The sequence below is a fragment of the Neisseria polysaccharea genome, assembly GCF_963392925.1.
In the GTDB taxonomy this organism is placed as follows: Bacteria; Pseudomonadota; Gammaproteobacteria; order Burkholderiales; family Neisseriaceae; genus Neisseria; species Neisseria polysaccharea.
The window spans coordinates 101,233-115,937 of sequence record NZ_CAUJNZ010000008.1 but is presented as its reverse complement, the minus strand read 5'-3'; the positions used below and the strand labels follow the sequence as shown (position 1 = coordinate 115,937).

15 protein-coding genes are annotated in these 14,705 nt (G+C 50.9%); 7 read left to right on the top strand and 8 right to left on the bottom strand.

The window, feature by feature from the left end; all coding sequences use genetic code 11:
• Positions 1-402: 402 nt before the first annotated feature.
• From RDY34_RS06785 to RDY34_RS06770, 4 genes are all read left to right on the top strand, one after another.
• Positions 403-690 carry a DUF2523 domain-containing protein gene (locus RDY34_RS06785; protein WP_308184506.1) on the top strand — a complete coding sequence of 96 codons (288 nt, stop codon included), beginning with the start codon at positions 403-405 and terminating at the stop codon, positions 688-690.
• 2 nt (positions 691-692) lie between these two features.
• A complete protein-coding gene (locus RDY34_RS06780; RefSeq protein WP_308184505.1) occupies positions 693-1,748 on the top strand; it encodes a zonular occludens toxin domain-containing protein in 1,056 nt (351 codons plus the stop codon).
• An 860-nt stretch (positions 1,749-2,608) separates the two neighbouring features.
• The gene (locus tag RDY34_RS06775; RefSeq protein ID WP_002246006.1) at positions 2,609-3,574 is read left to right on the top strand and encodes an IS110 family RNA-guided transposase; all 966 of its coding nucleotides are present in this window, start codon (positions 2,609-2,611) and stop codon (positions 3,572-3,574) included.
• Positions 3,575-3,852: 278 nt separating this feature from the next.
• Positions 3,853-4,734, top strand: a complete 882-nt coding sequence (locus tag RDY34_RS06770; RefSeq protein WP_308074824.1) for a YicC/YloC family endoribonuclease — start codon at positions 3,853-3,855, stop codon at positions 4,732-4,734.
• Positions 4,735-4,823: 89 nt separating this feature from the next.
• On the opposite strand, the gene RDY34_RS06765 is transcribed toward RDY34_RS06770, so the two are convergent.
• The 5 genes from RDY34_RS06765 to pgeF form a co-directional block, all read right to left on the bottom strand.
• A complete protein-coding gene (locus RDY34_RS06765) occupies positions 4,824-5,339 on the bottom strand; it encodes an RDD family protein (RefSeq protein ID WP_167435443.1) in 516 nt (171 codons plus the stop codon).
• A 75-nt stretch (positions 5,340-5,414) separates the two neighbouring features.
• Complete coding sequence (locus tag RDY34_RS06760) at positions 5,415-5,834, bottom strand: hypothetical protein (protein ID WP_118791890.1); 420 nt, start codon at positions 5,832-5,834, stop codon at positions 5,415-5,417.
• A 120-nt stretch (positions 5,835-5,954) separates the two neighbouring features.
• A complete protein-coding gene (holA, locus tag RDY34_RS06755; RefSeq protein WP_308027863.1) occupies positions 5,955-6,953 on the bottom strand; it encodes a DNA polymerase III subunit delta in 999 nt (332 codons plus the stop codon).
• Between the two features lies 1 nt (position 6,954).
• Positions 6,955-7,434, bottom strand: coding sequence for an LPS-assembly lipoprotein LptE (locus RDY34_RS06750; protein WP_118791892.1), 480 nt, complete (start codon positions 7,432-7,434; stop codon positions 6,955-6,957).
• A gap of 51 nt (positions 7,435-7,485) precedes the next feature.
• Positions 7,486-8,265 (bottom strand): peptidoglycan editing factor PgeF, encoded by a 780-nt coding sequence (gene pgeF, locus RDY34_RS06745; RefSeq protein ID WP_308074823.1) that lies wholly within the window; start codon positions 8,263-8,265, stop codon positions 7,486-7,488.
• A 152-nt stretch (positions 8,266-8,417) separates the two neighbouring features.
• Here pgeF and RDY34_RS06740 point away from each other — a divergent pair, with 152 nt between their 5' ends.
• Both RDY34_RS06740 and RDY34_RS06735 read left to right on the top strand, forming a co-directional pair.
• Complete coding sequence (locus tag RDY34_RS06740) at positions 8,418-8,630, top strand: hypothetical protein (RefSeq protein ID WP_304670945.1); 213 nt, start codon at positions 8,418-8,420, stop codon at positions 8,628-8,630.
• Between the two features lie 76 nt (positions 8,631-8,706).
• Positions 8,707-9,654: a bile acid:sodium symporter family protein gene (locus tag RDY34_RS06735; protein WP_003713782.1), complete on the top strand. Its 948-nt coding sequence runs from the start codon at positions 8,707-8,709 to the stop codon at positions 9,652-9,654.
• A 152-nt stretch (positions 9,655-9,806) separates the two neighbouring features.
• On the opposite strand, the gene rluD is transcribed toward RDY34_RS06735, so the two are convergent.
• Positions 9,807-10,931, bottom strand: coding sequence for a 23S rRNA pseudouridine(1911/1915/1917) synthase RluD (gene rluD / locus RDY34_RS06730; protein ID WP_308073411.1), 1,125 nt, complete (start codon positions 10,929-10,931; stop codon positions 9,807-9,809).
• Between rluD and RDY34_RS06725 the strand changes: the two genes are divergently transcribed.
• Positions 10,930-11,733: an outer membrane protein assembly factor BamD gene (locus RDY34_RS06725; RefSeq protein ID WP_308073413.1), complete on the top strand. Its 804-nt coding sequence runs from the start codon at positions 10,930-10,932 to the stop codon at positions 11,731-11,733. The genes rluD and RDY34_RS06725 overlap by 2 nt on opposite strands.
• A 69-nt stretch (positions 11,734-11,802) precedes the next feature.
• On the opposite strand, the gene RDY34_RS06720 is transcribed toward RDY34_RS06725, so the two are convergent.
• Together RDY34_RS06720 and RDY34_RS06715 are read right to left on the bottom strand one after the other, a co-directional pair.
• Positions 11,803-14,022, bottom strand: a complete 2,220-nt coding sequence (locus RDY34_RS06720) for a DNA internalization-related competence protein ComEC/Rec2 (RefSeq protein ID WP_308074827.1) — start codon at positions 14,020-14,022, stop codon at positions 11,803-11,805.
• Positions 14,023-14,352: 330 nt separating this feature from the next.
• On the bottom strand, positions 14,353-14,694 hold the full coding sequence (locus tag RDY34_RS06715; RefSeq protein WP_003753224.1) for a hypothetical protein: 342 nt from the start codon (positions 14,692-14,694) through the stop codon (positions 14,353-14,355).
• Between the last annotated feature and the right edge of the window lie 11 nt (positions 14,695-14,705).

The window sequence follows — 14,705 nt, the reverse complement described above, 5'->3', positions numbered from 1 at the left end:
GGGGGGGGGCTTTCAGCCGTTTCCCGTCTGCCGCGCTAAAGCGCGTCCGACGGTCAACGACCGAAAGCCAAACCCTGACAAATTTTTAAAGATCAAAAAGAAAAACCACAACCGTCCGTCGTGATAATCACTGGAAAATTAGAATCAAACAAATCTATATAATCAAACGCCTGATAAAGATTTAAAAAAGTTCCTTGTTCAGCGAGTTCATGCGATTCTCCATACCTGAACTGATAAAAAGACAAAACGCAATAATCTGATTTTTTAAATATTCTCCAGTAAGAACAGGAAAATATTAATTTTGATGCTGACATAAAAAAGCCCCTTTCACTTGGCTGTCAAAGGGGAATGTTAAGAAAAGTAATGCGCCCCTTTGATGGGACACAATATATAAGGAATAAAATGCCGGCTGCTCTAATTCCATTAATTGCATTTCTGCTAAGAATGCTGATCGTTCGTATCATTATTGCAACAGGTCTGACATTTGTATCGTTTGCGGGGTATTTGGTTGCGTTAAATAAATTCAAAGAATACTTTTTAAATGCGGCAAACTCCATGCCTGGAGACATTTATAACCTTCTGCTGATAGGCGGATTCGGAACAGGTTTTAACTATCTTTTCGGCGCGTTTTCTTTTTGGGTAAGCATGAAAGCATTGAACAAACTGACAACAGTATTACCGAAAGGATAAAAATGATTTATCTGATTACCGGCAACATGGGAACCGGCAAAACATCAAAAGCAGTTTCAATGATTTTAAACAACGAAGACGGATTGTTTAAAATGAAACTCGAAGACGGAACAGAAGTAGATAGGCCCTTATATTTTTGCCATATCGACGGACTAGACGCAAAAAAGTTCAACGCACACGAACTAACAGAAGAACAAATCATGTCCGCGCCGCTAAGAGACATCATCCCTGATGGCGCGGTTCTGATAGTAGACGAAGCACACTATACCTATCCGGTAAGATCATCAGGCCGAGCCGTACCGCCTTATATTCAAGAATTAACAGAATTAAGACATCACGGCCATACGGTTATCATGATGACACAACACCCGCAGCAGCTTGATATCTTCGTTAGAAACCTGATATCCAAGCACATCCATTTAGAAAGAAAAGCATTAGGGACAAAACAATATTCGTGGTACAAATGCGTAACCAGCTTAGAAAATCCCGCAGCCGTTTCAAATACAGAATCGAAGAACTTCACACCGCCCAAAGAAGCATTTAAATACTACAAATCATCAAGCCAGCACATCAAATTTAAGAAAAAAGTACCGTTGGCCGTTTGGGCTTTAATTCTGATAATCGGATTTATCGGCTGGAAAATCTATACAGTTTATGGAATATCACAAAAAGACATAAATCCAGAACAGTTTGAAACAACATCACAAGTTTCAGCATCAGAGCCGATAAATCAAGAAGCAGATTTAAATACAGCAGCACAATCACAAAAAATCAATAAAGATTTGAAAGCAGACGATTTTATCCCGACGTTGGCCGAAAAACCCGAATCCAAACCGATTTACAACAACGTCCGCCAAGTCAAAACCTATGAGCGTATCGCCGCATGTATCGAAGGCGGAAAAACCGGCTGCACCTGCTACAGCGATCAAGCCACACCGCTGGAAGAAGTAACAAAAGAAATGTGCAAACAGTACGCAAGAAACGGCCTACCCTTTAATCCATACAAAGAACAGGACAACAGCGCAAACAACGCGCAAAAAGCCCCTACAACGTACTAAGCGGGCGCGAAGTTCGAGCCGCAAAGCGGCGCGGTTGTCGGCGCAGCGAATTAAGAAAGGCCGCTGCATGGCGGCCTTCTAATCGTGGGTTATTGACTAAACAGCATGAACACGGCTAGAATAAACCGCGTATCTACCGATACAGTCAAATGCAGTTTTCCGAGGCTAACGGTAATTCGCATTTTAAAATTTCCTGTAAAGTTTAAAACTTGGCAGGAATGCAAAAATCCCCTAGTTCGCGCTCGGGGATTTTGCTTATCCCCACCGCTCTACAAATTGTCATATCATCAAATCTAAGTCATATCAATCTACCTTTCCGCGCTTGCCGCGCCTGTTTGAGTTTCAGAAACCTTTCCCAGCCCTTCAGGACGGAGGAGCTAGGGCGGGGGAAAATATCTAGCGGAATTGTTTTTTTTTACTGCTTTCAGTCCGGTTTTCGCTGAGGTATGGGGGTGCGTTTGACAGAGAACGGCCGATAAAAAGGTGCAAGGGGGAAGTTTTGTAAAGATTTGGAGTGCTTTTTTCCAAATCTTTATGAATACCCCCTTTCACCTTTTTATCGGTTGTTCTCCAATCGCACACAAACCCCATGCCTGCGAAAACCGGACTGAAAGCAGTAAAAAAACACAATGCAGCGGGTCGCAACAGCAATTTTTAAATAAACCAGCAAATACAAAAAATTAATTCATACGATTCTGATATACTTCAAACGTCTTGGAATAGCTAACCGACGACAAAGCCGCCGAACCTGATTACTTCCTAATCGCAAGATTGAAAGAAAGATAAGGACGGCGGTTTTCTTATGTTTGAAATTGAGAAACATCAAAGGCATTAAAGCCTGAATCGTAAGGAAAATTAACATGAGAAACGCAGTAGGATTAGACATATCCGCAAAAACATTTGATGTCGTTACCATAATCAACGGCGAAACCGATTACAGAAAATTCAGCAACGATGAACAAGGCTGCAAAAACCTGAAAGAATGGATATCGGCAAAAAGAGAAAAAGACATATACGTATGCATGGAAGCAACAGGAAACTACTACGAACAGGCCGCAGACTGCTTGGCCGAAGAATACCACGTATCAGTAATAAACCCGCTAAAAATCAAAGCCTATGCACAAAAGCGATTCAGCAGAGTCAAAAACGACAAACAAGACGCAAAACTAATCGCAGAGTTTTGCCAAACAGCATTAATAGAAGAGCTGCCAAAGAGAGAAAAACCGACTGAACAGCAATACAGCTTGAAAAGACTGCTATCACTTCAAAGCCAACTTTTAGAACAACAGACATCGCAAAAAAATAGAATCAAAGCAGCAAAAGATTCATTTGTACAGAAAATACATGAAAAACAGCTAAAAGAACTTGAAAACCATCTAAATGCAGTAAAAAAGAAAATCGACCAAACAATCAAATCAGACAAAAAAATGAAAGAGCTGACAAAACGGTTAGAGACAATACCGTCAGTAGGCAAAACAACAGCCATATCGCTAATGAGCTACCTTATTAACAGCACATTCGAAAACGCAAAGCAGTTTACAGCCTATGCCGGATTAAATCCGCATCAAAACATATCAGGGACAAGCGTCAACAAAAAAAGCAAAATGACCAAATACGGAAACCGAAGAATACGCGGATCCCTGTTCATGGCCGCATTAGTCGCATTCAAAAACAACTACTTTCCAGCATTCACAAACAGGCTGAAAAAAGCCAAAAAGCCCAAAATGCTGATCATCGGCGCATTGATGAGAAAAATTTTAGTCGTTGCATTTAATCTTTATAAAACAGAAACCGACTTCGATAAAACACGTTATCAGACGGCTTAGCTAACCGAACTGATAAAAACAGCAAAAGCGGATTGTAAAAAATCCGCTTGGATTTTTGTATTCCGAAAAAATGTAAAACTAAATAGCCAATAAAAACAACAAGATAATAAATTTACAATTTATTTTGTTTGAATAATAAAGAAACATCTTTCTTGCAGCGACAAGAGCCCATGGTGCCCATATAGCGCGCCAAATCTTTAATTTTTCACATCCTGAAGTACTTAGTCCCATACAGATGTGATATATTGATTATATTTTAACGGACTTCGGAGGAGAAAATGAGCAAAACCATCCACATCCACAGTATGACCGGATTTGCCAATACGGCAGAAGAATGCGGCAGCAAACGCATCAATCTCGACCTGCGTGCGGTCAACCACCGTTTTCTAGATATTCAAATCAGGATGCCGGATGATTTGCGCCATTTAGAAAGCGGCATCCGCGAGCAGATTTCATCCCATCTGGCACGCGGCAAAGTCGAATGCAAAATCCAAATTCAAGATACGGAAAACAGAAACCAATCTTTGGAACTAAATCACGACTTGGTCGGACAACTTGCAGAAATCAACCAAACCCTCCGTAAACATCATGACCTGGCAAAATTGGGGGTTGCCGATATTTTACGTTTTCCAGGCGTATTGGCAAGCCAAAGGGAAAATACGGAAGAATTGGCAAAAAGCATTACCGAACTGACCGAAAAAGCGTTAAAAGACTTCACTGCCGCACGCAAGCGGGAAGGTAAGAAATTAGGCGAACACCTGCTGCAACGCCTCGAGTCTATGGAAGAAATCATCGGGGCATTGAGCGAAATCTTCCCCGCCCTGGTGGAAGCGCATAAAGAAAAAATCCGCACCCGCCTTGCCGAAGCCGTCGGCAGCATCGACAACGACAGGTTGCAACAAGAATTTGCCCTGTTTGTCCAAAAATCCGATGTCGATGAAGAATTCAGCCGCCTGCGTACGCATATCGGCGAAGTACGCCGCATCGTTACCGAACACAAAGGCAGCAGCGGAAAACGCTTGGATTTCCTGATGCAGGAATTAAACCGTGAGGCCAACACCTTGGGCAGCAAATCTATTGCTGCCGAATGCACCCAAGCCTCGGTCGAGCTAAAAGTCCTGATCGAACAGATGCGCGAACAGGTGCAGAATATCGAATAGCCCTGCCTTTTTCTCCAAACATGACAATGCCGTCTGAAACTTTTTTCAGACGGCATTCTTTATCGGCTGAAACCTCTGTTGCAAGCAATTCAAGATTGTTCTTTCACATCCACCAACCTCGTTCCTGCAAGAAAATCATACAGAAACTGCCGATCGGGATTCAGCAGGGCGAACCCCCACGGCAAAATCAGCCAAACCAATGCCGCGCCGGCCGCGCCCTTGGGCGGAATGCCGAGGAAGTGGCGTAATCCGGCATAGGCCAGCATAGGGATGAATACGATAAATATGCATGCCCAAATAAAGCGCAGGCGCAGCAAGTGTAGAGACGGCTGCATACCGTTAACATCGCACAAGCCGATTTTCCATGTCCTCATCGCCAAGGTCTGTCCCTGCCCGTGCCAGTTGGCACGGAAATACACCCACCACGAACCCATTATCAGGATACTGGTTACCAAGGCGGAAAGCAGGGTAGAAACAGGATTGAGGAAAATGGCGGCAATGCCGGCAATCAATGCCGCCAGACAGGTTGCCGCACCTGCCAGCAGCATTTCGTACAGTATGGCGGCAAAGCGGCGTTTGAGCGGGGCGGTTTTCAGTGTCATCATCTTTTCAGTCGGAATATGCCGTCTGAAACGCCAACAGGCTTCAGACGGCATTTGTGCAAAGATGCCTTGCGGCGGTTAACGGTGCGGACGCTTCTGGCCGCGCGACTGTTTTGCCGCCATTTGATTGATTTCCTGACGGGTCGGACGTTTTTTGAACATGGCGTGCGCCTCGTCCACCGAACATTTTTGCGACAGGCAGATCAGGGTAATCGCATCTTTCTGGTGTTGTCCGCCGCTGTGGTACATACGGCGCAGGTTGGCCTCATTGACTTTGCCTTTTTCCGGATCGATGTCGAATTTTTTCAGGCGTTCGATAAACTGGCGTTGCTGTCGGCGGGATGTCCAAACAAAGCCGCCCGCAGCGGCGGCGACGATGACGGCGGCAATCAGGATGGCGAGCGGCCAGGAATCGACAATCAATACGATAATGAGGCTTAAAACGGCGGTGGTCAGTAAAATCAGGCCGCCCAAGCGCAGTTTGGTCTTATTGTCCATAGGGTTGATGTTCCTTTATTGAGGTGGTCGTGCCGTCTGAAATGTTTTCGGACGGATTGGTGAATACTTTTCAGGATTAACGGTATTTTACAGTATTTTCGGATTTTGGGGATTACCGCTTTATTCCGCCAGCGACACGACAAGCCGTTTGAATACCGTCCATGCGTCGCCGTCTTTCGCGCCTTTGATGATTCGGTCGATTTGGGCGCAGGTTTTGAGCGCGTCAAGCAGGCGGACGACGGAAATCCGCTTGACCGCAAGCGGCGCGAGCGTCTGCTTGTCGCCCCAAAGTCTGAGACTGTTGCGTACGGATTGGACACTCTGCCCCTGTTTCAGGGCAGCGGCAAGCCGAATCAGCGTCCGCACGTCTTCGGCAACCGCCCACAGAAGCAGTACCGGTTCTTCGCCTTCCTCCTGCAATCCGTCCAACAACCTGCATACGCGCAGGACATCGCCCTTCATCCACGCGCCTGCCAGTTGGAACGCGTCGAAGCGGGCGACGTTGGCAACGGCGGTTTGCGCCTCATCGATATTGACGGTATGCCCTTTCGGATACAGCAGCGCGAGCTTGTCGATTTCCTGACGTGCCGCCAACAGATTGCCTTCCACGCGCTCGGCAAACAGTGCCAATGCGTCTGCCTCGATAGCCAAACCGATTTTGTCCAGCCGTCCGCGTATCCATTGGGGCAAAGCCGCCGCACCGACCAGCTTGGCTTCCCACACTTCCCCCTTTGCCGCCAATGCGGCAAACCATTTGGACTGGAGCTGGGTTTTCTCCAGTTTGGGCAGCAAAACCAGCGTTACCGTATCTTCCGGCAGTCGGGTGGCAAAGTCCTGCAACGCCTCGCCGCCGTTTTTGCCGGGTTTTCCGTTGGGGATATGCAGTTCCAACAGCTTCAAATCGGCAAACAGACCCGCACTGCCTGCGGTTTGCAGCAGTTCGTTCCAATCGAAAGACGCGTCGGCGGTATAGGACTCGCGGTTGAGATAACCCTGCTTCTTCGCTGCCGCCCTCAATGCGTCCAATGCCTCGATACGCAACAGTTCTTCCTCGCCGTGGATGACGTACAGAGGTTTCAAAGGCGCGTCCGTGTCGATGCGTCCGATATGTGCCGCCACGTCATTCCGCCTTCAGAAAGGTCAGGCGGCGGACAATCTGTTCGGCAACATCCTGCCGCATTTCCGCCCACAGGGTTTCTTCTTCTTCCTGTTTGCCCAAAATTTCGTTGTCGGCATAAGCAAGGACGCGGCGGACGGACACGGTCATCGGTTTGCCGACCGGCTCGCCGCGTTTCAATACCTGCGCTTCAACCGTCAAGATTAAAAGATATTCGTTGATGACTGCCGCACGGGTAACGGTATAGGTTTCCTTGTTTTGGGAAACGCTGTCTATACGCAGGGTCATCTGCGCGCCGGCAGCATCGTCTACCCTGCCCGAAGCCTGATACAGCGCGGTTTCCAAAGGGAACTGCAATGCCTGTCCGCCTTCGATGTGCCAGCTCCGGTAGGTCAGCGGCGGAGAAATGCCGTCTGCACCTTTCAGGTGGAAACCGCACGCGCCCAGCATCAGCACTGCGGCAGTAAGAAACAGTTTGTTCATGGCTTGCCTTTCTCAAAAGCACAAAGTCGGTAGATTATATCAGCGGCGTGTTCAGACGGCATTGCCGTCCAGCCAAATCAGGCTCGCCATACGCCCTGTCGCTCCGTCGCGGCGGTAGGAAAAGAAAGTATCCCGTTCCAAAACCGTACAATGCGTGCCGCCGTACACGCCGCCCACGCCTTCGCGCTTCAGAATCAGGCGGGCGAGCGCGTAAAAGTCGGCAAGGAATTTGCCGCCGCCTATGCCTTCAAATGCGGCGGCGGCTTCGGGCATGGGCGTGCAGAACGCATCAAACACATCCTGCCCGACTTCAAACGCATCCGCACTGATGGCGGGGCCGAGATACGCCATGATTTCGACAGGCGGAACCTTCATCGCGGCAATGGTGTTTTGCAATACGCCGCCCGCCAAACCGCGCCAGCCTGCGTGTGCGGCGGCAACCGCCGTACCCGCCCTGTCGCAAAATAGAACAGGCAGACAATCTGCGGTCATCACGGCACAGACGGCTTTACCCGTGTCGTCCACGGAAGCGTCCGCATCGGGTGTACCGCCCAACGCTTCGGCAGCATTGACGACAATGGTGCTGTGGATTTGATTGAGGTAGGCAACGGGCAATCCGACCTGCTGTTGCACGATTTCGCGGTTGCGGCGCACGGCTTCGGGATTGTCGCCGACGTGCGTACCGAGGTTCAAACTCTGATACGCACCTTGGCTCACGCCGCCGTTGCGCGTGGTAATCAGAGTTTTCACATTGGCGGGCGCAGGCCAATCAGCAATCAGGAAATCTTTGTCCTGCGGGACGAGGTTTAGGGTTTCTGTGATGGTTTTCATTGGATATTGGAATAGGTGTGTGGCGGAAAGGGTTGATTAACTGCCTTCGGGGCAAATGGATGCTTGTTTTTTCGTCATTCCCGCACAGGCGGGAATTCGGAGATTCGGGATTGTTTTCAAACGTTCGGGTTCGGATTCTTGCCGGTGCAGGAATGATGCCCTTATATACTTTCTCCGAGCTTTATATGTTTCAACAGGGGATGGCACATCAAGCACCGCACTGCGTGTTGCCCGAACGAGACTACCCTCCGATTAGATTCTATCGCCATAAACAGACGGGTTTCAACCGGATGCAGTCCGTTTCCGACACCTCTCGGGCGATGCCGTCTGAAAACCAATCTCCACTTTCAGACGGCATTGTTTAGGCACGGTCATTTTGCAAATTAAGGTTAAGGCGTGTATGCTTGCCTTCCCTTAAAAACAAACACGCAACGCATTATTATGAATATCCTCAGCAAAATCAGCAGCTTTATCGGAAAAACATTTTCCCTCTGGGCCGCGCTCTTTGCCGCCGCCGCTTTTTTCGCGCCCGACACCTTCAAATGGGCGGGGCCTTATATTCCTTGGCTGTTGGGCATTATTATGTTCGGTATGGGTTTGACGCTCAAACCTTCCGACTTCGATATTTTGTTTAAACATCCCAAAGCCGTCATCATCGGCGTAATCGCACAATTCGCCATTATGCCGGCAACCGCCTGGCTGCTGTCCAAACTGTTGAACCTGCCTGCCGAAATCGCGGTCGGCGTGATTTTGGTCGGCTGCTGCCCGGGCGGTACGGCTTCCAATGTGATGACCTATCTGGCGCGCGGCAATGTGGCTTTGTCGGTTGCCGTTACGTCTGTTTCCACCCTGATTTCCCCATTGCTGACTCCTGCCATCTTCCTGATGCTTGCCGGTGAAATGCTGGAAATCCAAGCGGCCGGTATGTTGATGTCCATCGTCAAAATGGTTTTGCTCCCCATTGTTTTGGGTTTGATTGTCCATAAGGTTTTGGGCAATAAAACCGAAAAGCTGACCGATGCGCTGCCGCTGGTTTCCGTTGCCGCCATCGTGCTGATTATCGGCGCGGTTGTCGGGGCAAGCAAAGGCAAGATTATGGAAAGCGGCCTGCTGATTTTTGCGGTTGTCGTACTCCACAACGGCATCGGCTACCTGCTCGGCTTCTTTGCCGCCAAATGGACCGGCCTGCCTTATGATGCACAAAAAACGCTGGCCATCGAAGTCGGTATGCAAAACTCGGGTCTGGCCGCCGCGCTTGCCGCCGCACACTTTGCCGCCGCGCCGGTCGTTGCCGTTCCGGGCGCATTGTTCAGCGTGTGGCACAATATCTCCGGCTCGCTGCTGGCAACTTATTGGGCGGCAAAAGCCGGTAAACATAAAAAACCCTAAACGCCTTTCATCATAATGCCGTCTGAACGGGGCAAACGAAACCGGCGGTTTCTGCCCGACCCCTTCAGACGGCCTTTGTTTGAAATCGGCAAGGACGATTACTCGGCTGCTCCGATTCGGCTGCCTGCGTTCGCCCCGCCTTTCAAGCCGCCTCACTCCCTTACATAAACCACTTCGACATCATAGTCGTCTTCGTTCCAATCATCGTCGTCATCCGCGCCGAATTTGTCCTGCCATTCCTCTTCATTGCTCAAAGACGAATCCAAACCGACTTCAAGACGGAGAACGGACAACAAATGATATATGTCGTCCGGAATCGGTGCCTCAAACGAAACGGTTTCGCCGCTTTCCGGATGAGTGAAACTTAAGCGGTAGGCGTGCAATGCCTGACGCGCGCCCAGACTTTTAACGGCTTCTTTCACCGTGTCGCCGCACGGGTGGCGCAGGTTGCCGTACACGGGATCGCCGGCAAGCGGATGGTTGGCCTCGCGCATATGCACGCGGATTTGGTGCGTCCTGCCTGTTTCGAGCGAGCATTCGATATAGCTGTGGGCAAGATAGCGTTCCAACACTTTGACGTGGGTAACGGCTGGTTTGCCGCCGAATTTGACGACTGCCATTTTCAGGCGGTTGTGCGGATCGCGTCCGATTTGGGTTTCGATTTTACCGTCAAAGGGGACGATGCCGTTGGCGACGGCACGGTAGATGCGTTTGACCGTGCGTTCCTGAAGCTGCCGCACAAGGGAATTTTGCGCCGGCAGGGTTTTGGCAACCACCATCAGCCCGCTGGTTTCCTTGTCGAGGCGGTGGACGATGCCCGCGCGCGGAATTTGGGACAGCTCGGGGCAATGCGCCAACAGACCGTTGAGCAGCGTCCCCGTCCAGTTGCCCGCCGCCGGATGCACCACCAGTCCGGCCGGTTTGTTGACGACGATGACGGTATCGTCTTCGTAAACAATATCCAAATCCATAGGCTCCGGCATGAATGCCAGATTCTCCTCACTCGGGCGGACGGTTACACGGATTTGCTCACCGCCTATCATTTTGTCTTTGGGTTGCGAAGGTTTATCGTTTACAATAACCGCGCCTTCTCTAATCCATGATGTCAACCGGCTGCGCGAATAGTCTGGCAGAAGTTTTGCCAATACCGCATCCAACCGCCCGCCGGCAAGCTCGAGCGGAACAGTCAGACAAATACAGTTTTCGGTTTCCGGGGCTGACACAAAGTCTGAATCATCGCTATAATCGGATTCATTATCAAAGGAAGTATTCTGCATGAAAAAATTTCTTTTAACGGTTTCATTAGGTTTGGCACTGAGTGCCTGTGCCACCAAAGGTACGGTAGATAAAGATGCCCAGATTACCCAAGACTGGAGTGTGGAAAAACTCTATGCCGAAGCCCAGGACGAGCTGAACAGCAGCAATTATACGCGAGCTGTCAAATTATACGAAATCTTGGAATCGCGCTTCCCTACCAGCCGCCACGCCCAGCAATCCCAACTGGATACGGCATACGCCTACTATAAAGATGATGAGAAGGATAAGGCGCTGGCCGCCATTGACCGCTTCCGCCGACTTCACCCTCAACACCCGAATATGGATTACGCGCTGTATCTGCGCGGTTTGGTACTGTTCAACGAAGACCAGTCCTTCTTGAACAAACTGGCCTCGCAAGACTGGTCCGACCGCGACCCGAAAGCCAACCGCGAAGCGTACCAGGCGTTTGCGGAACTCGTCCAACGCTTCCCCGACAGCAAATACGCCGCCGATGCGTCCGCGCGTATGATCAAACTGGTCGATGCCTTGGGCGGCAATGAAATGGCGGTTGCCCGTTATTATATGAAACGCGGCGCATACATCGCCGCCGCCAACCGTGCCCAAAAAATCATCGGCAGCTACCAGAATACGCGCTATGTCGAAGAATCGCTCGCCATCTTGGAACTCGCCTACCAAAAACTCGGCAAACCGCAGCTTGCCGCCGACACACGCCGCGTGTTGGAAACCAATTTCCCGAAAAGCCCGTTTTTGACACACACTTGGCAGCCCGACGATATGCCCTGGTGGCGTTACTGGCACTAAGCCCATCTTCGTAATGCCGTCTGAAGCCCTTTCAGACGGCATTTTCCGTTCCGGCGCAAGCCTTTTCGTTCACTCAAACGGTTTTTTCTGCCAATAGAATTTATACCCTCTCAAACGTTGAGCCTTCACGCCGCCGCGTCCCAAGCCGAATTGCAGCGCGCCCGACAAATCGGTACGCAGCAGTTTGATGCCGTGTGCGCGGACACGGTTTTGCACCGCTTGGGTCGGATGTTTGTAGGCGTTGGCATAACCGCTTGAAGCAACGGCATATTCGGGCGAGACAGCATTGAGGAACACGCCCGACGAGGACGTATTGCTGCCGTGATGCCCCAACACCAAAACCTGGCTGTACAGGTTTGAGCCGTATTTTTTAACCAACTCCGCCTCGCCTTTCGTATCCAAATCGCCGGTTACCAGCAAAGCCGCACCGCCAGCCACAACACGCAAAACACAACTTTTCCCATTATCATCGATGTTTTTGCGTTCAGACGGCCTCAAAAACTCGAAATCTACGCCGTCCCATTGCCAACGCTGTTCCGCACAATGCCGCGCCACCTCATAAAATTCCGGCTGTCCGGCATAAATCCCGCCGTTCGGTATCTTGCCGACTGCCTGAAAACCGCCGTCGTGGTCGCTGTCGTGATGCGACAGAACCAGCTTGTCCAAACGGCGGACACCCGCCGCATTCAGGCTCGGCACAATCCCCGTCTGTGCCGCCGATGCAGTTCCGGTGTCAAACAAAAGATGATGATTTGCCGTCTGAACCGACACCGACAAGCCCTGCCCCGCATCCCAAACCGTAACCGCAGCCTCATTTTCCGGCACGCCGGGCGGACGGTAAAACACAAACCCTGCCAACAGCAACACCGCCCACGGACGCAAACCCAAGCCGCGCGGCAACAGCAACAGCAAAGCGGCACACACCGCCAACACCAACAGCGGCAAAGGTGCGGAAGCAACGGCAAACTCGGGCGACACATCGGCAAGCCACACCAAAAACCGCAAAGTGTATTCCGCCAAAAACGCCCCCAACTGTTGCAAAGGCGCAAACGGCACGACCGAACCCAGCAACGCCAGCGGCGTCAATACCCAAGAAAACCACGGAATCGCCACCGCATTGACCAAAGGGCTGACCAAAGGCAGCGAGGCAAATAGATAACCGAGCAAAACCAGCGACAACACCGAAGCCGCCCACTGCCCGCGCAAAGCGGTTTGCTGTTTCCCCTCGTGCAAACGCCCTGCACACGCCCATATCAGGGCCGCCACCAAACCGAAAGACAGCCAAGTCCCCACTCCCAAGACCGCCAAAGGGTCGAACAGCAGCACCGCCGCCAACGCCTGCCACCACGTCGCCCACGCCGACAATCTTCCCCTGCGCCACGCCCACGCAAACGCCGCCAACATCAAAACACTGCGCTGCGTCGGCACGGAAAAACCGGCAAGCAGCGCGTAAAACAGCGCGCCTGCACACCCCGCCGCCAAAACCCACACGCGCGGCCGGGCGGGAAGGCGCGGGGAACAGGCAAGCAGCCGCTTCGCCAGCCACGCAAACAGCACCGCCACCATCGTAACGTGCAAACCCGAAATACTGACCAGATGCGTCAGTCCCAACGGCCGGAACGCCTGCCACAATTCGGGGCGCAATGCCGACTGTTCGCCCACGCTCAACGCGCGCATCAGCCCGATGCCGTCTGAAAGCCCGCCGTCCGCATCCGCCTGCCGCCAATTTCGGCTGATGCGGCTGCGCCAAACCGCAATCCCCCAACCGCTTCCGTCATGCAGCAAAACCCTGTCCGCACCGACCGTCCCCGCGCCGCCTATCCCGTTGGATAATGCCCACGCCTCACGGTTCAAACCGCGCAGGTTCAACTCCCCGACGACGGGGTGCACACGTGCCGTTATCCGCCATCTGCTCCCGACCGCCCATTCGCGCCGTTTGTAGTCCGACAGCAGCAAATCGAACGTCCGACCACCGCTGTCCACAGCCTTTGCAGCAAACTGCACGCGCCGCCCGTCCGACCTCGGCATATCCGCCACTTCCACCATCAACGGCACGCCTGAAACCGCCTCCGACCGCCATTGCGAAGACAGTGCCGCTTCCGTTCTGAATACGCTGTAAGCCGCACCCGCCAACACGCACAGCATCAGACCGGCAAACGCAAACCGCCTTGCAAACACAGCAAAAACCGCAAAAGCCGCCAGCCAAAACAGCCAATGCGGCACGGACGGCAGCGCGAACGAAGCCGCCGCGCCGACGACCCAACACGGCAAAAACCAACGACGGAACACGTCTCCCCACCCCAGATATTTCAAAAATAAACGGATAATAAAGCAAATCCGAAAAATCGTCATAGTCGAGGACGCAGTCCCATACTACCTCGCCCTTGCTGTCTAGAGCTTGTATGGGCGTACCCAGATAGTCCTGCACGATGGTGTAGCTGTCCTCCTCGGCAAGCTTTGCCACAGGGGTGTAGCTACCACCGTCATACACCCACGTTCCGAGGTTTTGCACTAGCTCTGCTTGTCAAAAGATACTCCGCCTAACTTATTAACAACTCGGCGTGGGGCGTTTTCTTTTTCATATTCCCATTCGTGTAAAAGAACGTTGCCGTCCCAATATTATTGATTTTTCTTTTTCCAATTTTCATAGCGAATTTGTAAATTTTCTCGCCATTCTTCACTTGGACATTTATCTATAAGTTTTTGATATTCTTCCTCTGATGCACTTAAAATACAAGTTTCAAAAAGATGCAATAACCCCCAATGCATATCATAGAAAAAACCATCTGGAAAAAGAGATACTAATACCTCTGCTTCTTCAAGTGTAATAGGTTTTTCTATACTTGATATAAGCTCATCATATTGTTCTATCAATTCATCTATTTTTTCATCATTGTCATCTGCATCCGATTCTGTTGGCATTCTACCAATTGCTTTCAACTTCAAAATTTGTTCTCTCATTATTTACAAGC